Annotated in this window: 16 protein-coding genes; 11 read left to right on the top strand and 5 right to left on the bottom strand. The window is 71.7% G+C overall.

All coding sequences use genetic code 11. The features are described 5' to 3' along the window. Positions 1–213: 213 nt before the first annotated feature. From uvrC to ACH5A8_RS00575, 11 genes are all read left to right on the top strand, one after another. A complete protein-coding gene (uvrC, locus tag ACH5A8_RS00625) occupies positions 214–2,307 on the top strand; it encodes an excinuclease ABC subunit UvrC (RefSeq protein ID WP_398996467.1) in 2,094 nt (697 codons plus the stop codon). Between the two features lie 14 nt (positions 2,308–2,321). Next, on the top strand, positions 2,322–3,323 hold the full coding sequence (rapZ, locus tag ACH5A8_RS00620; protein WP_398996465.1) for an RNase adapter RapZ: 1,002 nt from the start codon (positions 2,322–2,324) through the stop codon (positions 3,321–3,323). Next, the gene (gene yvcK / locus ACH5A8_RS00615) at positions 3,320–4,414 is read left to right on the top strand and encodes a uridine diphosphate-N-acetylglucosamine-binding protein YvcK (protein ID WP_398996464.1); all 1,095 of its coding nucleotides are present in this window, start codon (positions 3,320–3,322) and stop codon (positions 4,412–4,414) included. Before rapZ ends, yvcK begins: the two co-directional genes overlap by 4 nt. Continuing rightward, positions 4,405–5,394 (top strand): DNA-binding protein WhiA, encoded by a 990-nt coding sequence (gene whiA, locus ACH5A8_RS00610; protein WP_176148508.1) that lies wholly within the window; start codon positions 4,405–4,407, stop codon positions 5,392–5,394. Before yvcK ends, whiA begins: the two co-directional genes overlap by 10 nt. A gap of 1,371 nt (positions 5,395–6,765) precedes the next feature. Beyond that, positions 6,766–7,773 (top strand): type I glyceraldehyde-3-phosphate dehydrogenase, encoded by a 1,008-nt coding sequence (gene gap / locus ACH5A8_RS00605; protein WP_398996462.1) that lies wholly within the window; start codon positions 6,766–6,768, stop codon positions 7,771–7,773. Positions 7,774–7,977: 204 nt separating this feature from the next. Next, positions 7,978–9,189 (top strand): phosphoglycerate kinase, encoded by a 1,212-nt coding sequence (locus tag ACH5A8_RS00600; protein ID WP_398996460.1) that lies wholly within the window; start codon positions 7,978–7,980, stop codon positions 9,187–9,189. A gap of 6 nt (positions 9,190–9,195) precedes the next feature. Further along, complete coding sequence (gene tpiA / locus ACH5A8_RS00595) at positions 9,196–9,972, top strand: triose-phosphate isomerase (RefSeq protein WP_398996458.1); 777 nt, start codon at positions 9,196–9,198, stop codon at positions 9,970–9,972. Positions 9,973–10,139: 167 nt separating this feature from the next. Further along, positions 10,140–10,370, top strand: a complete 231-nt coding sequence (gene secG, locus ACH5A8_RS00590) for a preprotein translocase subunit SecG (RefSeq protein ID WP_019984040.1) — start codon at positions 10,140–10,142, stop codon at positions 10,368–10,370. A gap of 264 nt (positions 10,371–10,634) precedes the next feature. Beyond that, complete coding sequence (locus tag ACH5A8_RS00585) at positions 10,635–10,970, top strand: RNA polymerase-binding protein RbpA (protein WP_006349936.1); 336 nt, start codon at positions 10,635–10,637, stop codon at positions 10,968–10,970. Positions 10,971–11,106: 136 nt separating this feature from the next. Continuing rightward, a complete protein-coding gene (locus tag ACH5A8_RS00580; RefSeq protein WP_398996456.1) occupies positions 11,107–12,390 on the top strand; it encodes an MFS transporter in 1,284 nt (427 codons plus the stop codon). A gap of 126 nt (positions 12,391–12,516) precedes the next feature. Continuing rightward, positions 12,517–13,311: a hypothetical protein gene (locus ACH5A8_RS00575; protein ID WP_398996455.1), complete on the top strand. Its 795-nt coding sequence runs from the start codon at positions 12,517–12,519 to the stop codon at positions 13,309–13,311. Between the two features lie 166 nt (positions 13,312–13,477). Here ACH5A8_RS00575 and pgl read toward each other — a convergent pair whose 3' ends face one another. The 5 genes from pgl to tkt are packed head-to-tail and all read right to left on the bottom strand — an operon-like array spanning position 13,478 to position 20,080. Next, the gene (gene pgl, locus ACH5A8_RS00570; RefSeq protein WP_398998186.1) at positions 13,478–14,218 is read right to left on the bottom strand and encodes a 6-phosphogluconolactonase; all 741 of its coding nucleotides are present in this window, start codon (positions 14,216–14,218) and stop codon (positions 13,478–13,480) included. A 38-nt stretch (positions 14,219–14,256) separates the two neighbouring features. After that, positions 14,257–15,315 (bottom strand): glucose-6-phosphate dehydrogenase assembly protein OpcA, encoded by a 1,059-nt coding sequence (opcA, locus tag ACH5A8_RS00565; RefSeq protein WP_398996453.1) that lies wholly within the window; start codon positions 15,313–15,315, stop codon positions 14,257–14,259. Further along, positions 15,312–16,835, bottom strand: coding sequence for a glucose-6-phosphate dehydrogenase (gene zwf / locus ACH5A8_RS00560; RefSeq protein WP_398996451.1), 1,524 nt, complete (start codon positions 16,833–16,835; stop codon positions 15,312–15,314). The genes opcA and zwf overlap by 4 nt, the downstream gene beginning before the upstream one ends. A gap of 4 nt (positions 16,836–16,839) precedes the next feature. Beyond that, positions 16,840–17,958, bottom strand: coding sequence for a transaldolase (gene tal, locus ACH5A8_RS00555; RefSeq protein ID WP_398996449.1), 1,119 nt, complete (start codon positions 17,956–17,958; stop codon positions 16,840–16,842). Positions 17,959–17,992: 34 nt separating this feature from the next. Then, positions 17,993–20,080, bottom strand: a complete 2,088-nt coding sequence (gene tkt, locus ACH5A8_RS00550; RefSeq protein WP_398996447.1) for a transketolase — start codon at positions 20,078–20,080, stop codon at positions 17,993–17,995. Positions 20,081–20,326 lie beyond the last annotated feature (246 nt).

Genomic DNA, 20,326 nt, shown 5'->3' with positions numbered 1-20,326 from the left:
GACAACACCTGCGGCCCGATGGCGGCGCACTCCTGGCCGAGTCCGCACCCCTGTGGCCGAACGCCCCGACCGCCGGCCGCCGCACGCGCGCACCCAGCGGGGAGGGCTGGTCACAGCAGGTAGTCGCACGCCAGTACGGGCCGCCGCCGCGCCCCCGTCCGGGTTGTCCACAGGCTCGCCGCGCTGTCGGTCCCCGCCAGTAGGGTGTGAGACATGGCCGACCCCTCCAGCTACCGCCCCAAGCCGGGAGAGATCCCGGACTCGCCCGGGGTCTACAGGTTCCGCGACGAGCACCGCCGGGTGATCTACGTCGGAAAGGCGAAGAGCCTGCGCCAGCGCCTGGCGAACTACTTCCAGGACCTGGCGAACCTCCACCCGCGCACCCGCACCATGGTCACCACGGCCGCGTCCGTGGAGTGGACGGTGGTGTCGACGGAGGTCGAGGCCCTCCAGCTGGAGTACTCCTGGATCAAGGAGTACGATCCCCGGTTCAACGTCAAGTACCGCGACGACAAGAGCTACCCGTACCTCGCGGTGACGATGAACGAGGAGTTCCCGCGCGTCCAGGTGATGCGCGGCCACAAGAAGAAGGGCGTGCGCTACTTCGGGCCCTACGGACACGCGTGGGCCATCCGCGACACCGTCGACCTGCTGCTGCGCGTCTTTCCCGTGCGCACCTGCTCGGCCGGCGTCTTCAAGAACGCCGCCCGCACCGGCCGCCCCTGCCTGCTCGGCTACATCGGCAAGTGCTCCGCGCCCTGCGTCGACCGGATCTCCGCCGAGGACCACCGGGAGCTGGCCGAGGAGTTCAGCGACTTCATGGCCGGCCGCACGGGCACCTACCTGCGCCGCCTGGAGGAGCGGATGACGCAGGCGGCCGAGGAGATGGAGTACGAACGCGCCGCCCGCCTGCGCGACGACATCGGCGCCCTGAAGAAGGCCATGGAGAAGAACGCGGTCGTGCTCGCCGACGCGACCGACGCCGACCTCATCGCGGTCGCCGAGGACGAGCTGGAGGCCGCCGTCCAGATCTTCCACGTGCGCGGCGGACGCGTGCGCGGCCAGCGCGGATGGGTCACCGACAAGGTCGAGGAGGTCACCACCGGCGCCCTCGTCGAGCACGCCCTCCAGCAGCTCTACGGCGAGGAGAGCGGGGACGCCGTCCCGAGGGAGGTCCTCGTCCCGGCCCTGCCCGACCCCCTCGAACCGGTCCAGCAGTGGCTCACCGACCGGCGCGGCTCGGGCGTCTCGCTGCGCGTCCCGCAGCGTGGCGACAAGAAGGCGCTCATGGAGACGGTGCAGCGCAACGCCCAGCAGTCGCTCGCCCTGCACAAGACCAAGCGCGCCTCCGACCTGACCACCCGTTCGCGCGCCCTGGAGGAGATCGCCGAGGCCCTCGGCCTCGACAGTGCCCCGCTCAGGATCGAGTGCTACGACATCTCCCACCTCCAGGGCGACGACGTCGTGGCCTCCATGGTCGTCTTCGAGGACGGCCTGCAGCGCAAGGGCGAGTACCGCCGCTTCCAGATCAGGGGCTTCCAGGGCCAGGACGACGTCCGTTCCATGCACGAGGTCATCACCCGCCGCTTCAGGCGCTACCTGGCCGAGAAGGAGAAGACCGGCGAGTGGGCCGAGAGCGGGCCTGCCGCGCCCGCCGGCGGCGAGGTCCTCACGGCCGACGGCTCCCCGCTCGCGGACCTCGGCGACACGGCCCTCACCGAGGACGACGGGCGTCCCAAGCGCTTCGCGTATCCGCCTCAGCTCGTCGTGGTCGACGGCGGACAGCCGCAGGTCGCCGCGGCCCAGCGGGCGCTGGACGAGCTCGGCATCGACGACATCGCCGTCTGCGGCCTGGCCAAGCGCCTGGAGGAGGTGTGGCTGCCCGGCGAGGACGACCCGGTGGTCCTGCCCCGCACCAGCGAGGGGCTCTACCTGCTCCAGCGCGTCCGCGACGAGGCCCACCGCTTCGCCATCACCTACCAGCGCACCAAGCGGGCCAAGCGCTTCCGGGCCGGTCCGCTCGACGAGGTGCCCGGCCTGGGCGAGACCCGCAAGCGGGCGCTGATCAAGCACTTCGGATCGGTGAGGAAACTGAGGGCCGCCACCATCGACCAGATCCGCGAGGTGCCCGGCATAGGCCTGAAGACGGCCGAGACGATCGCCGCCGCCCTCGCGCAGGCGGCCCCGGCCGCACCCGCCGTGAACACGGCGACCGGAGAGATCATGGAAGACGTGCAGGACACGGCGGACGGGACGACTCCGGACGCCGCGGGGGAGCCCGTGCCCACGGGCGCCCCGGACGAGTGACGGGGGCAGAAGACATGACCGAGCACGAGGGCCGGCCCGCGGCCCGGCGAGATCAGGCGCACGACGAAACACGCGAGGACCAGCGGCAGCCCGCGGTCCAGGAGTACGGAGCACAGGTGAGTCAGGGCATCGACACGGCCGGCTTCCCCGACGCGGCCATCCCCGAGCTGGTGATCATCTCCGGCATGTCGGGAGCCGGTCGGTCCACGGCGGCCAAGTGTCTGGAGGACCTCGGCTGGTTCGTCGTGGACAACCTGCCGCCCGCGCTGATCCCCACCATGGTGGAGCTCGGCGCCCGCTCGCAGGGCAACGTCGCCCGGATCGCGGTCGTCGTCGACGTCCGGGGCCGGCGCTTCTTCGACAACCTGCGCGAGTCCCTGGCGGACCTGGAGGCCAAGCACGTCACCCGGCGGATCGTCTTCCTGGAGTCCTCCGACGACGCGCTCGTGCGCCGCTTCGAGTCGGTGCGCCGCCCCCACCCCCTGCAGGGCGAGGGCCGCATCGTCGACGGCATCGCCGCCGAGCGCGAACTCCTGCGCGAACTGCGCGGCGACGCCGACCTCGTCATCGACACCTCCAGCCTCAACGTGCACGAACTGCGCGCCAAGATGGACGCCCAGTTCGCCGGCGAGGAGGAGCCCGAACTGCGGGCCACGGTGATGTCCTTCGGCTTCAAGTACGGCCTCCCGGTCGACGCCGACCTGGTCGCGGACATGCGGTTCCTGCCCAACCCGCACTGGGTCCCGGAGCTGCGCCCGTACACCGGCGTCAACGAGGAGGTCGCCGCGTACGTCTTCAACCAGCCCGGCGCCAAGGAGTTCCTCGACCGCTACGCCGAGCTGCTGAGGCTCGTCGCGGCCGGCTACCGCCGTGAGGGCAAGCGCTACGTGACCATCGCCATCGGCTGCACGGGCGGCAAGCACCGCTCGGTGGCCATGTCGGAGAAGCTCGCCGCACGGCTCGCGGCCGAGGGTGTGGAGACCGTCGTCGTCCACCGGGACATGGGGCGCGAGTGACCGGACGTTCTCCGCGGCTGAGCAGGCTGCGCAGGGTGGTGCCCGAGTCACGCGCGGCCCGCCAGTCGGCCGAGGCGCGCGCGGCCCGCCCCGTCGAGGCCCGCGGCGCCCGGCCGCGCCGCCGCGGCGCACAGCCCAAGGTGGTCGCCCTCGGCGGCGGCATGGGCCTGTCCGCCTCGCTCGCCGCACTGCGCCGGATCACCGGCGACCTCACCGCCGTCGTCACCGTGGCCGACGACGGCGGATCCAGCGGGCGCCTGCGCGACGAGCTGGGCGTGCTGCCGCCCGGTGACCTGCGCAAGGCGCTGGCCGCGCTGTGCGGTGACGACGACTGGGGCCAGACCTGGGCCCGGGTCATCCAGCACCGCTTCACCTCCCAGGGCGACCTGCACGACCACGCGGTCGGCAACCTGCTGATCGTCGCCCTGTGGGAACAGCTCGGCGACCATGTGCAGGCCCTGGACCTGGTCGGCAAGCTGCTCGGCGCGCACGGGCGGGTGCTGCCCATGTCCGCCGTGCCGCTGGAGCTGCAGGCCCTGGTCAAGGGGCACGACCCGGAGCGGCCCGACGACGTCGACACCGTCCGCGGTCAGGCGACCGTCGCGCTCACCCCGGGCGAGGTACAGTCCGTGCATCTCGTGCCGCACGACCCGCCCGCCGTGTCCGAGGCCGTCGAGGCGGTGCTGGACGCGGACTGGGTGGTGCTCGGCCCCGGCTCCTGGTTCTCCTCGGTGATCCCGCACCTGCTGGTCCCCGAGCTGCTGGACGCGCTCACCGAGACCAAGGCCCGCCGGGTACTCTCGCTGAACCTCGCCCCGCAGCCGGGAGAAACCGACGGCTTCTCCCCGCAGCGTCATTTGGAGGTTTTGGGACGACACGCCCCTAAACTCGCCCTGGACGTGGTGCTGGCCGACGAGGCCGCCGTGCCCGACCGCGAAGTCCTCACCGAGGCCGCCAAGCGGTTCGGCGCCGCGGTCGAGCTGGCGCCGGTGGCCCGGAGGGACGGAACTCCGCGGCACGACCCGGAGCTGCTGGCCGCCGCGTACGACCGTATTTTTCGGATGCATGGAAGGATCGGCCCATGGCGATGACGGCAGCGGTGAAGGACGAGATCTCCCGGCTCCCCGTCACCCGGACCTGCTGCAGGAAGGCGGAGGTCTCCGCCATTCTGCGGTTCGCCGGCGGCCTCCACCTGGTCAGCGGGCGCATCGTGATCGAGGCGGAACTGGACACCGCGATGGCGGCCCGGCGCCTGAAGAGGGACATCCTGGAGATCTTCGGGCACAGCTCGGAACTGATCGTGATGGCGCCGGGCGGACTGCGCCGCGGCTCGCGCTACGTGGTGCGCGTCGTCGCCGGCGGCGACCAGCTGGCCCGCCAGACGGGCCTGGTCGACGGCCGCGGCCGCCCGATCCGCGGCCTGCCCCCGCAGGTGGTCTCGGGGGCCACCTGCGACGCCGAGGCCGCCTGGCGCGGAGCCTTCCTGGCGCACGGCTCGCTCACCGAGCCGGGCCGCTCCTCGTCCCTGGAGGTGACCTGCCCCGGCCCCGAGGCCGCGCTCGCCCTGGTCGGCGCCGCCCGCCGGCTGTCCATCGCCGCTAAGGCCCGCGAGGTGCGCGGAGTGGACCGGGTCGTCGTCCGCGACGGTGACGCCATCGGCGCCCTGTTGACCCGCCTCGGCGCGCACGAGTCGGTGCTGGCCTGGGAGGAACGGCGGATGCGCCGCGAGGTGCGCGCCACGGCCAACCGGCTGGCCAACTTCGACGACGCCAACCTGCGCCGCTCGGCCCGTGCCGCGGTCGCCGCCGGCGCCCGGGTCCAGCGGGCCCTGGAGATCCTCGGCGACGACGTTCCCGAGCACCTCGCGGCGGCCGGGCGGCTGCGCATGGAGCACAAGCAGGCCTCCCTGGAGGAGTTGGGCGCGCTCGCCGACCCGCCGCTGACCAAGGACGCCGTCGCCGGCCGTATCCGCCGGCTGCTCGCCATGGCCGACAAGCGCGCCTCCGACCTGGGCATCCCGAGCACCGAGGCGAACCTCTCCGAGGAACTCGCGGACAACCTGGCCGGCTGAAGGCACCCGGCGACACCGTCCGGCCCGACCCGGCGAACGCTTCGGCGGGCGCCGGGCGGCCCGGCCCCACCGGGGCGGTCTGGGGCCCACCGGGGCGGTCCGGCCCCACCGCGGCGGTCCGGGTGCCATCGGCGGTCCGGGTGCCACCGGGCGGTCCGGGGCACGCCCAGCGGCCCGGCCCCACCGGGCGGGCTGGGGTTCCGCCGGACGGTCCGGACCGGGCCGGGACGCGTCACGGGCTCGCTGGGTCGCCTGTGTGCGCCGGGCGGCGTCCGCTGGGGGTGCTCGCCAAAATCGCCCGCGTCCGCTGGGGCGACCGCCGGATCGCCGGGTCGCCCGCGTCGGGCCGGGCACACCCGGCCCCTCGTCTCCGCGCCACTTTCCGATCCCGGGCGCTCCTCGATTCCGGGCTTCTCCCAACTCTCGACGCCGGGACCCTTCGAGTCCGGCCCCTTTTCGGCTCCGGGCCCTTTTCGGCTCCGGGCCCTTTTCGATCCGGGGCTTCTCTCGCATCCGGACCGGTTCGACTCCGGACCTCTTTGGGCTCCGCGCTCTTCCGTTCCCGGCCTCTTCCGTTCCCGGCCTCTTCCGCTCCCGGGCCTCTTTCGTGCCCCGGGCCGCTTTCCATCGGACCGCTTTCGGCCCCGGACCGATTTCGGCCTCGGTTCCCGCGATCGTCTCCGGACCCCCGTCCACCGTGGCGCACCCGACCGCCGCCGAGGAGCGTCCGCGAATGATGAGGCCCCCCGGCAGTCGAGGACTTCTCCCTGGACCGCACTCCTCCTCGGACGGCTCCGTCTCACCTGCATGGCCCAGGCAGATGTGCCCCCGGCGTCCCGACGACGGACGCCTGCGCGGGCGCCTGCGTCGGACGGCAGGCATCCGCGCAGGCGTGCCGAACCGTCGCCGGGCCGTTCCCGGGCGGTCGGGAAGGCGTGGTCGTGGCGTCTTCGGGCACCCGCCCCGTGGGCACGGACCGTGACGGTCGGCGGCCGCCTCGCGAGGCGGCCGAGCGGTCGCCACGGACCGCGCCGAACCGCTCGGTCCCGGCCGCCGGCACCCGCCGTCGCGCCCCGCCGAGCGCCCCCGGCGAGGGCGGTGAACGCGGCACTTCTCATGTGAGCCGACACGCTCACGAAAGAGTGACCAATGCGGTCAACCCACCACCGACATCCGTAGCGAATGGGAGCGATCCGGACGCTCGTGCGAGCGCCCCGCGTCTCTACTGACGGGTACGAAGCGTCCCGGTTTTCACGGGGCGTCCGAATGTCACTCGGGGGGCCTTGGAGGGGTAGGGTCGGGGGTGGTCGGGGACATCCCAAATACAGCTCGCCGGTGTCGAAACCGGCGTACCAACGAGGAGATCGGTTCGTGACGATCCGCGTAGGCATCAACGGCTTTGGCCGCATCGGTCGTAACTACTTCCGCGCGCTGCTGGAGCAGGGTGCAGACATCGAGATCGTGGCTGTCAACGACCTGGGTGACACCGCGACCACCGCTCACCTGCTGAAGTACGACACCATCCTCGGGCGCCTCAAGCAGGAGGTCACGCACACCGAGGACACCATCACCGTCGACGGCAAGACCATCAAGGTCCTCTCCGAGCGCAACCCCGCCGACATCCCGTGGGGCGAGCTGGGCGTCGACATCGTGATCGAGTCCACCGGCATCTTCACCAAGAAGGAAGACGCCGAGAAGCACATCGCCGGCGGCGCCAAGAAGGTCATCATCTCCGCCCCGGCGAAGAACGAAGACGTCACCATCGTGATGGGCGTCAACCAGGAGAAGTACGACGCCGCCACGGACAACGTCATCTCCAACGCCTCCTGCACCACCAACTGTGTGGCGCCGATGGCGAAGATCCTGGACGAGAACTTCGGCATCGTCCGCGGTCTGATGACGACGGTGCACGCGTACACCAACGACCAGCGCATCCTGGACTTCCCGCACAAGGACCTGCGCCGCGCCCGCGCCGCCGCCGAGAACATCATCCCGACCACCACCGGCGCCGCCAAGGCCACCGCCCTGGTGCTGCCGCAGCTCAAGGGCAAGCTGGACGGCATCGCGATGCGCGTCCCGGTTCCCACCGGCTCGGTCACCGACCTCGTCGTCGAGCTCTCCCGCGAGGTCACCAAGGAAGAGGTCAACGCCGCCTTCCAGAAGGCCGCCGAGGGCGAGCTCAAGGGCATCCTCGAGTACACCGAGGACCCGATCGTCTCCTCCGACATCGTCAACGCCCCGGCGTCCTGCACCTTCGACTCGTCCCTGACCATGGTCCAGGACGGCAAGAACGTGAAGGTCATCGGCTGGTACGACAACGAGTGGGGCTACTCCAACCGCCTCGTCGACCTGACGGTCTTCATCGGCAACCAGCTCTGACCGGCAGGGCAGGCACCTCGATGTGAGATCAGGGCTCGGGCCGCGCACCATCGCGCCGCCCGAGCCCTGACGCACGTGCGCCGGGCCGGGCCCCGGTCCGGCGCCGGCGCGCGAGTCCGCTCCCGTGCCGGTGCGCCACCCCGGCCCGCGTGCGGATCGATCAGCCCTCGTACGATCAAGAGCCCCTCCTCAGGAGTCCCATCCATGAAGACGATCGACGAACTTCTCACCGAAGGCGTGAACGGCAAGCGGGTCTTCGTCCGCGCCGACCTCAACGTGCCGCTGGCCGACGGTGTCATCACCGACGACGGCCGCATCCGCGCCGTCCTGCCCACCGTCAAGGCCCTCGCCGAGGCGGGCGCCAAGGTGGTCGTGGCCTCGCACCTGGGCCGTCCCAAGGGCGCCCCGGACCCCGCCTTCTCGCTGCTGCCCGCCGCCGAGCGCCTCGGTGAACTGCTGGGCGCCCCCGTGGCGTTCGCCCAGGACACCGTCGGCCCCGCCGCCCACGACGCCGTGGACGGCCTGCAGCCCGGCCAGGTCGCCGTCATCGAGAACCTGCGCTTCAACCCCGGCGAGACGTCCAAGGACGACACCGAGCGCGGCGAGTTCGCCGACGCCCTCGCCGCCCTCGCGGACGTCTACGTCGGCGACGGCTTCGGCGCGGTGCACCGCAAGCACGCCTCGGTGTACGACCTCCCGGCACGCCTGCCGCACTACGCCGGCTACCTCATCGCCACCGAGGTCGGCGTCCTGAAGAAGCTCACCGAGGACGTCAAGCGCCCCTACGTCGTCGCCCTCGGCGGCGCCAAGGTCTCCGACAAGCTCGCCGTCATCGACCAGCTGCTCGGCAAGGCCGACCGGCTGCTCATCGGCGGCGGCATGGCCTACACCTTCCTGAAGGCCAAGGGCTACGAGGTCGGTATCTCGCTCCTCCAGGAGGACCAGGTCCCGGCCGTCAAGGAGTACCTGGAGCGCGCCGATAAGCAGGGTGTGGAACTGGTGCTCCCCGTCGACGTCGTGGTCTCCCGGGAGTTCCCGGACCTGAAGACCAAGGCGCCCACCGAGAACACCGTGGTCGACGCGGACAAGATCCCCGCCGACCAGGAGGGCCTGGACATCGGCCCGAAGACCCGGGAGCTGTACGCCTCGAAGCTCGCCGACGCCGCCACCGTGTTCTGGAACGGCCCGATGGGCGTCTTCGAGCACCCCGACTTCGCCGAGGGCACCAAGGCGGTCGCCCAGGCCCTGGTCGACTCGGACGGCTTCTCGGTCGTCGGCGGCGGCGACTCCGCCGCGGCCGTGCGCACCCTGGGCTTCGACGAGAACGCATTCGGCCACATCTCGACCGGCGGCGGCGCCTCCCTCGAATACCTCGAGGGCAAGACGCTCCCCGGCCTCGCCGCACTGGAGGACTGAACCTCAATGACCACCCGCACGCCGCTGATGGCGGGCAACTGGAAGATGAACCTCAACCACCTCGAGGCCATCGCGCACGTCCAGAAGCTCGCCTTCGCCCTGGCCGACAAGGACTACGACGCCGTCGAGGTCGCCGTCCTTCCGCCCTTCACCGACCTGCGCTCCGTGCAGACCCTGGTCGACGGCGACAAGCTCAAGATCAAGTACGGCGCCCAGGACATCTCGCAGCACGACTCCGGCGCCTACACCGGCGAGATCTCCGGCTCGATGCTGGCGAAGCTCAAGTGCGCCTACGTGGCCATCGGCCACTCCGAGCGCCGTCAGTACCACGACGAGACCGACGAGATCGTCAACGCCAAGGTCAAGGCCGCCTACAAGCACGGCATCACCCCGATCCTGTGCGTCGGCGAGGAGCTGGACGTGCGCGAGGCGGGCAACCACGTCGCCCACACCCTCGCCCAGGTCGAGGGCGGCCTCAAGGACCTCCCGGCCGAGCAGGCCGAGACGATCGTGATCGCCTACGAGCCCGTGTGGGCCATCGGCACCGGCAAGGTCTGCGGCGCCGAGGACGCCCAGGAGGTCTGCGCCGCCATCCGCGGCAAGATCGCCGAGCTGTACTCGCAGGACGTGGCCGACCGGGTCCGCATCCAGTACGGCGGCTCCGTGAAGTCGGGCAACGTCGCCGAGATCATGGCGCAGGCCGACATCGACGGCGCCCTGGTCGGCGGCGCCTCGCTGGACGCCGACGAGTTCGTCAAGATCGTCCGGTTCCGCGAGCAGTGAGCGCGGCGGTACGACGGACGGCGGCCGAGCTGTGAGTATGCGGTAGCGGCGATCCGTCGTACCCTTGCGGGGGCGCGGCAAGCGTGTCGGTGCGCGGCTGGTCCGCGTGACACCTGCCGGGCCCCCGTCGTCCATCCGTATCCGAGGAAGTTGGTCCAGCCGTGGTTTTGGGGTTCTCGATCGCCCTGATCGTCTTCAGCCTGCTGCTGATGCTGCTGGTGCTGATGCACAAGGGGAAGGGCGGCGGCCTCTCCGACATGTTCGGTGGCGGCATGCAGTCGTCCGTCGGCGGCTCCTCGGTCGCCGAGCGCAACCTCGACCGCATCACCGTGGTGATCGGTCTGCTGTGGCTCGCCTGCATCATCGTCCTCGGCATCCTCATGAAGTCGAACGGCTGACGGACCGCCGACCGGACGACAGGCGACCGGCGGCCGCACGGCCGCTGCACGGTCGCCACGCGGCGAACACCGCACATTTCCCACGTAAGGCCCCATGGTCGGTACGCGCCCCGAGGCGCGGCCTATCATGGGGCTTGCGTCTGTGCGCGGGGGGCGGTAACTCCAATCACTGGACGCGCGTTGGGCCTTACGTAGACTGAGGCGCTCGCAGCGGAGTAGAACGCCGACTCGCTTCGCGGCACCATCACGCAGGGAGTTACGACCGTGGCAAGTGGCAACGCGATCCGGGGAAGCCGGGTCGGTGCGGGGCCGATGGGCGAGGCCGAGCGCGGCGAGTCCGCGCCGCGCCTGCGCATCTCCTTCTGGTGCTCCAACGGGCACGAGACCCAGCCGAGCTTCGCCAGCGACGCGCAGGTCCCGGACACCTGGGACTGTCCGCGCTGCGGCTTCCCGGCCGGCCAGGACCAGGACAACCCGCCGGACCCGCCGCGCACCGAGCCGTACAAGACGCACCTGGCGTATGTACGGGAGCGGCGCAGCGACGCGGACGGCGAGGCGATCCTCGCCGAGGCCCTCGCCAAACTGCGCGGCGAGATCTAGGAGTTGACGTCCGGCCGGACGCCCACGGGCAGTCCGCCGGATCACCTTCCCCGTCCCCGGAGGCCGGCCGCCGCGGACCGATTGTCAGTGGTGCCCTCTACGGTTCGTCCATAGGCCAATCGTGAGGGGGACGACGGTGACGACGGTCAACGCTGCGCGGACCGCCGAGAGCGCGGCGCGGCCCGCGTGGGGCGGGGCGTTCGGGCGGCTGTGGAGTGCCGCGGTGCTGTCCAGTTTCGGCGACGCGCTGCGGACGGCCGCGCTGCCCCTGCTCGCCGTCTCCCTGACCGACGAGCCCCTGCTCATCGTCTCGGTCACGGCCTGCGGCTATCTGCCCTGGCTGCTCTTCGGGCTGCTCGGCGGCGCCGTCGCCGACCGGGTGGACCAGCGGCGGGCGATGTGGGTCGTGGACGCGGTACGGGCGGTGCTGGTCGGCTGCTTCGCGGTGGCCGTCGGCCTCGGACACGCCTCGATCGCCCTGCTGATCGTGCTGGCCTTCGCGCTCACCACGCTCCAGACCCTCTTCGACAACGCCGCCACGGCCCTGCTGCCCTCCCTGGTCGACCCCGCGGCGCTGGGCAACGCCAACGCCCGGCTGATGACCGGTCAGCGCGTCGCGGGCGGACTGCTGGGCGGCCCCGCGGTGCCCCTGCTGCTGGCCGTGGGCGCCGCCGCGCCCTTCGCCGCCGACGCCCTCACCTTCCTGGCCGCCGCCGCGCTGGTGGCCTCGCTGCGCGCGCCCGCGCCCGAGCGGACGCGGCGGCCGGAGGGCAGCACCCTGCGCCGCGAGATCGCCGAGGGCCTGCGCGCCCTCGGCCGGGACGGGCCGCTCAGGGCGCTGTGCGCCGCCACCGCCCTGTGCAACGTCGGCATGGGCGCCCTCATCGCCGCCCTGGTGGTCCTGGTGACCGACTGGCTGCACGCCGGCCCCGGCGGATACGCGGCGGCGATGACCGCCTACACGGTGGGCGGTCTGGCCGGCGGAGCGGTCAACCGACGCGTCGTCGACCGGCTCGGCAGGATGCGGGCCGTGCTCCTGGCCGGCACGGCGCAGATCGCCGCCCTGCTGGTCATGGGCTCGGTGCGCCGGCTGACCGCGCTGGTGGCCGCGATGGCGGTCTTCGGGCTGATGGGCATGGTGTGGAACGTCAACACGACCACGCTGATGCAGGAGCGCAGCCCGGCCGGCATGCTCGGTCGTGTCAGCGCCGCCTTCCGGACCCTCGCCGTCGCCGGGGTGCCCCTCGGCGCGCTGCTCGGCGGTGTCGTCGCCACCGCATGGGGCCCGAACACCCCGGCCCTGCTCACGGCCGCCTTCTTCGTCCTGTCCGTCGCCGCGCTGACACCCGCTCGCGTGCGGCACGCAGCGGACGCCGCCCGGCACGATGAAATGACGGCACATCAGGACGCGGGTGGCTGAGGCCAGTTGAGGCCGACGGGGCGCAAGGGGTGCGACAGGACGGGGAGAAGGAGCGGGACGAAGGGGCCGTCCCTCGTCCCGTAGACTCCTGGCGATCTTGGAAGCCATGGCTCGGGGGAGTGCGAAATGGCAGATGGACGGGGGAGTTGGCTCAGCGGGCCGCTGACCGCGCGATCGCTGCTGCGGCCCAAGGAGGTCGCGCGGGCGGTGTTCCATCCCGTGTGGATACCGGCGCCGGTCGATCCGGTGGTGGAGCGGCTCAAACGGGTGCGGGTCATCGCCGGGACGGTGGCGGCGGTCGGCGTCTACACCTTCGTGCAGGGCGGATTCGCCTTCGAGGAGATGCTGCAGAACATGCTCACGGCGTCCGCCGTGCTGCTGCTGATCACTCCGCTCACGGTGGGCGCGATGCTGTACGTGTGGCGGGACGGCGGGACCGTGCGCGAGCTGAAGGAGCCGCTGCTCGCCTCACTGAAGCTGCTGCTGGCCTTCGTGGGGACGGTCGTGGCCACCGTGGTGATGTGGCGGGCGGCGGCCGGCAGCGGACTGTTCGTGCTGCTGCTCGGGTTCGTCGCGCTGTGGCTCACCTGGTTCGCGGGACACGGTGCCGTGCAGGTCTCCGGGAACTTCTTCGGCACGGCGGCTGTGCACCGGTGTCTGCCGCCCCTGCTCGCCACGGTGACGACGTGGCTGATGGCGATTCCCGATCTGGTCACGGGGGATCTGCACGGCCTCAGTCTGCGGCTGGGGTTCGTCTTCGTGCTGGGGGCGCCGGTGACCGTGACGGGGATCGCGGTGCTGGAGATGCGTCGGCTGCGGCGGTGGTACGGGGTCCGGCTCGGCGTGCATCCGGCTGGGCTGCCTCGGGTGGGGTGGCCGGGGCGGTACGGGCCGCCGCCCTACGCGCCGTCGGGCTCTTAGGGTTCCGCCCCCGCCGCCCCTTCCCTTCCCGTCCCGGGTGCTGCGCCCCCGGACCCCCGCCGTCGGCCGCCTCGTCCTCGAGCGCCGGACGGGCCGAGGAGGTGGCCGGAGGGGAGTGGGCTCGTCCTCGCGACGTCGGACGGGCCGGCGGGGGTCCGGGGGTGGGTCAGGCCGAGGCCGGGGGGTAGAGGGTTCGCGGGAGTTGGGAGGCTGCCGGGGTGTCCAGGAGCCAGAGGGTGCGGGAGCGGCCCTGGGCGCCTGCCGCGGGGGCCTGGATCTCGCCGGCTCCCGAGAGGGCCATGGCCACCGCGTTCGCCTTGTCCTCGCCCGCCGCCAGGAGCCAGACCTCGCGGGCCGAGCGGATCGCGGGCAGGGTGAGGGAGATACGGGTGGGCGGCGGCTTGGGAGAGCCGTGGACGCCGATCACCGTGCGCTCGGTCTCCCGTACGCCCGGGTGCTCCGGGAAGAGGGAGGCGACGTGGGTGTCCGGGCCGACGCCCAGCATCAGGACGTCGAAGGTGGGCACCGCCCCGTGGTTGCCGGGGCCGGCCGCGCGGGACAGCTCCTCGGCGTAGGCGTCCGCCGCGGCCTCCACGTCCGTGCCGTACGGGCCGTCCGACGCGGGCATGACGTGCACGCGCTTCGGGTCCAGCGGCACCGAGTCCAGCAGCGCCTCGCGGGCCTGCGTGACATTGCGCTCGGGGTCGCCCTCCGGCAGGAACCGCTCGTCGCCCCACCACAGGTCCAGGCGGCCCCAGTCGATCGCGTCGCGGGCGGGCGCGGCGGCCAGCGCGGCCAGCACGCCGTTGCCGTTGCGACCGCCCGTCAGGACCACGTTCGCCGAACCCGTCGAGGCCTGGGCGTCGACGATCTTCGTGATCAGACGGGCCGCCGCGGCCTGCGCCATGAGGTCCTTGTCGCGGTGGACGACCAGCTGCGGAGTGCTCACTTGGCGGCCGCCTTCCGGGTCGGGGCCTTGCGGGCCGTCTTGGCGGCGGCCCGGCGCGCGGGCGCCTTGGCCGTCTCCTCCTCGGGCGTGGCGACCGCGACCGGCTCCCGGCCGGCGGTCTCGCGGCCGTCGCCGCCGAGCCGGTCCACGCCGAAGCGCAGCGCCGACGCGTACGTGTCGTCCGGGTCCAGCCGCCGCAGCTCCTCGGCGATCAGCTCGGCCGTCTCGCGGCGCTTGAGCGCGACCGCGCGCTCCGGCTGGCCCTCGATGGAAAGGGTCGCCAGCCGGCCGTCGGCCCGGTCCAGCCGGATCGTGCCGCAGCTGGTGTCCATGCGGACCGCGGTCAGCCCGGGCCCCGTGGACAGCGAGCGCTTCACCGGCACGTCCAGCCGGTCCGCGAGCCACATCGCCAGCAGCTCGCAGCTCGGGTTGGACTCCTCGCCCTCCACCTCGACCGCGGCGACCTCGCAGGTCACCTGGTCGAGGGCGGCCGCCAGCATCGAGCGCCACGGCGTGATGCGGGTCCAGGACAGGTCCGTGTCGCCAGGGGTGTAGGCCTCGGCCCGCGCGGCCAGCTCCCGCAGCGGCTCCTCGCAGGCGTAGGTGTCGGTGACCCGGCGCTGGGCCAGAGCGCCGAGCGGGTCCTTGGCCGGGTCGAGCGGCGCGTCCACCGGCCACCACACCACGACCGGGGCGTCCGGCAGCAGCAGCGGCAGGACCACCGACTGGGCGTGGTCGGACACCTCGCCGTACAGCCGCAGCACCACCGTCTCGCCGGTGCCGGCCTCCGCGCCCACCCGGACCTCGGCGTCCAGCCGCGAGGACGTCCGGTCGCGCAGGGTGCGCGAGACCCGGCGGATGACCACCAGGGTGCGGGAGGGGTGTTCGCGGGAGGCGTCGCCGGCGGCCTTGAGGGCGTCGTAGGCGTTCTCCTCGTCGGTGACGATGACGAGGGTGAGCACCATGCCGACGGCGGGGGTGCCGATCGCACGGCGTCCCTGGACCAGCGCCTTGTTGATCTTTCCGGCGGTGGTGTCCGTCAGGTCTATCTTCATGGCCGGCGCCAGCTCCGTCCGTCTCGTGCGAGCATCTCGTCCGCCTCGGCGGGCCCCCACGTCCCGGACGGGTACTGCGCGGGCCTGCCGTGCTCGTCCCAGTACTCCTCGATCGGGTCGAGGATCTTCCAGGACAGCTCGACCTCCTCCGTGCGCGGGAAGAGGTTGGAGTCGCCCAGCAGCACGTCGAGGATGAGGCGTTCGTACGCCTCCGGGCTGGACTCGGTGAAGGACTCGCCGTAGGCGAAGTCCATCGACACGTCCCGGATCTCCATCGACGTGCCCGGCACCTTGGAGCCGAAGCGCACGGTGACGCCCTCGTCCGGCTGGACGCGGATGACGACCGCGTTCTGCCCGAGTTCCTCGGTGGCGGTGGTGTCGAAGGGGGAGTGCGGGGCGCGCTGGAAGACCACCGCGATCTCGGTGACCCGGCGGCCCAGCCGCTTGCCGGTGCGCAGGTAGAAGGGGACGCCCGCCCAGCGGCGGTTGTCGATCCCGAGCTTCACGGCCGCGTAGGTGTCGGTCTTCGACTTCTTGTCGATACCGTCCTCTTCGAGGTACCCGGTGACCTTCTCGCCGCCCTGCCAGCCGGCCGCGTACTGGCCGCGCACGGTGGAGGCGCCCAGGTCCTTGGGCAGCCGGACCGCGCCGAGGACCTTCTCCTTCTCCGCCGCGAGCGCGTCCGCGTCGAAGGAGGACGGCTCCTCCATCGCGGTGAGGGCCAGCAGCTGGAGCAGGTGGTTCTGGATGACGTCACGGGCCGCGCCAATGCCGTCGTAGTAGCCGGCCCGGCCGCCGATGCCTATGTCCTCGGCCATCGTGATCTGCACGTGGTCGACGTAGGAGCGGTTCCAGATCGGCTCGAACATCTGGTTGGCGAAGCGCAGCGCCAGGATGTTCTGGACGGTCTCCTTGCCGAGGTAGTGGTCGATCCGGAACACCTGGTCCGACGCGAACACCTCGTGCACGATCGCGTTGAGCTCCTCGGCCGACTCCAGGTCGTGGCCGAACGGCTTCTCGATGACCGCGCGCCGCCAGGAACCGCCCGACTGGTCGGCCAGGCCGTGCTTCTTCAGCTGCTGGATGACGACCGGGAAGGACTTCGGCGGCACGGACAGGTAGAAGGCGAAGTTGCCGCCCGTCCCCTGGGCCTTGTCCAGCTCCTCGATCGTGCCGCGCAGCCGCTCGAACGCGTCGTCGTCGTCGAAGGTGCCCTGCACGAAGCGCATGCCCTGGCTCAGCTGCTGCCAGACCTCCTCGCGGAACGGGGTCCGCGCGTGCTCCTTGACGGCGTCGTGCACGACCTGCGCGAAGTCCTCGTGCTCCCAGTCCCGGCGGGCGAAGCCGACCAGGGAGAAGCCCGGCGGCAGCAGACCCCGGTTGGCGAGGTCGTACACGGCGGGCATGAGCTTTTTGCGGGACAGGTCGCCGGTGACGCCGAAGATGACCAGGCCCGACGGCCCCGCGATACGCGGGAGCCGTCGGTCTGCGGGGTCACGCAGCGGGTTGCTGCTCGACAAGGTGTCAGCCCTCCGCGGGGGCGAGGCGCTCCAGCTCCGCCTCGGTCGACTTCAGCAGGTCGTTCCAGGAGCCCTCGAACTTGTCGACGCCCTCGTCCTCCAGGACCTGGACGACCTCGTCGTAGGAGACGCCGATCCTCTCCAGCGCGTCCAGGTCGGCGCGGGCCTGCTCGTAGGTGCCCGTGACGGCGTCGCCGCGGATCTCGCCGTGGTCGTCCGTGGCCTCCAGCGTGGCCTCCGGCATGGTGTTCACCGTGTTCGGCGCGACCAGCTCCTCGACGTACATGGTGTCCTTGTACGCCTTGTCCTTCACACCGGTGGAGGCCCACAGCGGACGCTGCTTGTTCGCGCCCGCGTTCTCCAGCGCGTCCCAGCGGTCCGAGGAGAAGACCTCCTCGTAGGCCTGGTAGGCCAGGCGCGCGTTGGCCACGCCCGCCTTGCCGCGCAGGGCCTTGGCCTCGTCGGTGCCCATCTCGTCGATGCGCCGGTCGATCTCGGTGTCCACACGGGACACGAAGAAGGACGCCACCGAGTGGATCTTCGAGAGGTCCAGGCCGCGCTCCTTGGCCTTCTCCAGGCCGGTCAGGAAGGCGTCCATGACCTTGCGGTAGCGCTCCAGCGAGAAGATCAGCGTGACGTTGACGCTGATGCCGTTGCCGATGGTCTCGGCGATCGCCGGCAGACCCGCCTCGGTGGCCGGGATCTTGATGAGCGTGTTGGGGCGGTCCACCAGCCAGGCGAGCTGGCGGGCCTCGGCGACCGTCGCCTTGGTGTTGTGCGCCAGGCGCGGGTCGACCTCGATGGAGACCCGGCCGTCCTGGCCGTCCGTGGCGTCGAAGACCGGGCGCAGGATGTCGGCCGCGTCCCGGACGTCCGCCGTGGTGATCATGCGGATGGCCTCTTCGACGGTCACCTTGCGGGCCGCCAGGTCCGACAGCTGCTGGTCGTAGCCGTCGCCCTGAGAGATGGCCTTCTGGAAGATCGTCGGGTTGGTGGTGACGCCCACGACGTGCTGCTGGTCGATCAGCTCGGCGAGGTTGCCGGACGTGATCCGCTTGCGCGACAGGTCGTCCAGCCAGATCGCGACGCCTTCGTCGGAAAGGCGCTTCAGTGCGTCTGTCATGGAAATTACATCTCCTACGTGTCGTATATGAGCGTCAGCGCTGGGCGGCGGTGAGGGATTCCCTGGCCTTGGCGGCCACGTTCTCGGCGGTGAAACCGAACTCGCGGAAGAGCACCTTTGCGTCGGCCGAAGCACCGAAGTGCTCCAGCGAAACAATGCGTCCGGCGTCCCCGACGTACTTGTGCCAGGTCAGTCCGACGCCCGCCTCGACCGCGACACGTGCCCGCACGGCCGGAGGCAGCACGCTGTCCCGGTACCCCTGGTCCTGCTCCTCGAACCACTCGACGGACGGCATGGACACCACGCGGGTCGGCACGCCGTCGGCCTGGAGCTGCTCGCGCGCCTCGACGGCGACGTGCACCTCGGAGCCGGTGGCGATCAGGATGACCTGCGGCTCGCCGCCCTCGGCCTCCAGCAGGACGTAGCCGCCCCTGGCCGCGTCGTCGTTCGGCTCGTACGTCGGCACGCCCTGCCGGGTCAGCGCCAGGGCGTGCGGGGCGCCCTTGCCGTACTCCTTCGTCCAGCGGCGGTGGATCTCGCGCCAGGCGATGGCGGTCTCGTTGGCGTCGGCCGGGCGGACCACGTTCAGGCCCGGGATGGCGCGCAGCGAGGCCAGGTGCTCGACGGGCTGGTGGGTGGGGCCGTCCTCGCCCAGGCCGATGGAGTCGTGCGTCCACACGTAGGTCACCGGGAGGTGCATCAGCGCGGACAGGCGCACGGCGTTGCGCATGTAGTCGGAGAAGACCAGGAAGGTGCCGCCGTAGGCGCGGGTGTTGCCGTGCAGCGTGATGCCGTTCAGCTCCGCGCCCATCGAGTGCTCGCGGATGCCGAAGTGGACGGTGCGCCCGTACGGGTTCGCCTCGGGCAGCGGGTTGCCCTCGGGCAGGAACGAGGACGTCTTGTCGATCGTCGTGTTGTTCGAGCCGGCCAGGTCGGCGGAGCCGCCCCACAGCTCGGGGACGACCTCGCCGAGCGCCTGGAGCACCTTGCCGGAGGCGGCCCGCGTGGCCACGGACTTGCCGGCCTCGAACACCGGGATCTTCTCGTCCCAGCCGGTGGGCAGCTCGCCGGCGGCGATGCGGTCGTACTCGGCGGCGCGCTCCGGGTTGGCCTCGCGCCAGGCCTGGAAGGACTTCTCCCACTCGGCCCGCGCCTCGCGGCCGCGCTCCAGCGCGCCGCGGGTGTGGGCGAGGACCTCGTCGGCGACCTCGAACGTCTTCTCCGGGTCGAAGCCGAGGACGCGCTTGGTGGCCGCGACCTCCTCGTCGCCCAGCGCCGAGCCGTGCGCGGCCTCGGTGTTCTGCGCGTTCGGGGCGGGCCAGGCGATGATCGAGCGCATCGCGATGAAGGACGGCCGGTCGGTGACCGCCTTGGCCTCCTGGATCGCCGCGAAGATCGCCGCCGGGTCCAGGTCGCCGTCCGCCTTGGGCTCCACGCGCTGCACGTGCCAGCCATAGGCCTCGTAGCGCAGAGCGGTGTCCTCGGAGACGGCCGTCTCGGTGTCGCCCTCGATCGAGATGTGGTTGTCGTCCCACAGCAGGATCAGGTTGCCGAGCTTCTGGTGGCCGGCCATCGAGGACGCCTCGGCCGAGATGCCCTCCTGCAGGCAGCCGTCACCGGCGATGCAGTACACGAAGTGGTCGAACGGGGACTCGCCGCGGGCGGCCTCCGGGTCGAACAGACCGCGCTCGTAGCGGGCGGCCATGGCCATGCCCACCGCGTTGGCGACGCCCTGCCCCAGCGGGCCGGTCGTGGTCTCCACGCCCTGGGTGTGCCCGTACTCGGGGTGACCGGGGGTCTTCGAACCCCAGGTGCGGAACGCCTTCAGGTCGTCCAGCTCCAGGCCGAAACCGCCCAGGTACAGCTGGGTGTAGAGGGTCAGGGAGGAGTGGCCGGCGGACAGCACGAACCGGTCGCGCCCCACCCACTGCGTGTCGGCCGGGTCGTGCCGCATCACCTTCTGGAACAGGGTGTAGGCGGCGGGAGCGAGACTCATGGCCGTACCCGGATGGCCGTTGCCGACCTTCTGTACGGCATCGGCGGCCAGGACACGCGCGGTGTCCACCGCGCGCTGGTCCAATTCGGTCCACTCGAGGTCTGTGGTGGTCGGCTTGGTGCTCACCCTGGCTCAGGGCTCCTCTCCACTGTCGGATGCCGGTACACGTGCCCGCGCACCGGCTGCCGGCGTTCTCGCGTCGGCCGGCCGTCGTTGAGCCTACCCTCGTAAAGACGTGCGTTTTTTCGCGTCTTTCAAGAGTGCCGGGACTCTCGGAAATCCGCCTGCCGACTGGGCCGCGAGCGTATTCGGCAACTGAATACGGACCCGCTCATCCGATCGCTCAATCGAGCTGTCACGCGCCCGTCGGAA

Origin of the sequence: Streptomyces sp. NPDC018610 (assembly GCF_044391765.1) — a bacterium.
Lineage (GTDB): Bacteria > Actinomycetota > Actinomycetes > Streptomycetales > Streptomycetaceae > Streptomyces.
The sequence above is the reverse complement of the archived record's forward strand: the minus strand, read 5'-3'. Positions and strand labels throughout refer to the sequence as shown.

Bases quoted from the DNA above. Each gene is read 5' to 3' on its own strand.
- uvrC (WP_398996467.1), top strand. From the start codon at position 214: ATGGCCGACCCCTCCAGCTACCGCCCCAAGCCGGGAGAGATCCCGGAC.
- rapZ (WP_398996465.1), top strand. From the start codon at position 2,322: ATGACCGAGCACGAGGGCCGGCCCGCGGCCCGGCGAGATCAGGCGCAC.
- whiA (WP_176148508.1), top strand. From the start codon at position 4,405: ATGGCGATGACGGCAGCGGTGAAGGACGAGATCTCCCGGCTCCCCGTC.
- ACH5A8_RS00600 (WP_398996460.1), top strand. From the start codon at position 7,978: ATGAAGACGATCGACGAACTTCTCACCGAAGGCGTGAACGGCAAGCGG.
- tpiA (WP_398996458.1), top strand. From the start codon at position 9,196: ATGACCACCCGCACGCCGCTGATGGCGGGCAACTGGAAGATGAACCTC.
- ACH5A8_RS00575 (WP_398996455.1), top strand. From the start codon at position 12,517: ATGGCAGATGGACGGGGGAGTTGGCTCAGCGGGCCGCTGACCGCGCGA.
- pgl (WP_398998186.1), bottom strand. From the start codon at position 14,218: ATGGCGCAGGCCGCGGCGGCCCGTCTGATCACGAAGATCGTCGACGCC.
- opcA (WP_398996453.1), bottom strand. From the start codon at position 15,315: ATGAAGATAGACCTGACGGACACCACCGCCGGAAAGATCAACAAGGCG.
- tal (WP_398996449.1), bottom strand. From the start codon at position 17,958: ATGACAGACGCACTGAAGCGCCTTTCCGACGAAGGCGTCGCGATCTGG.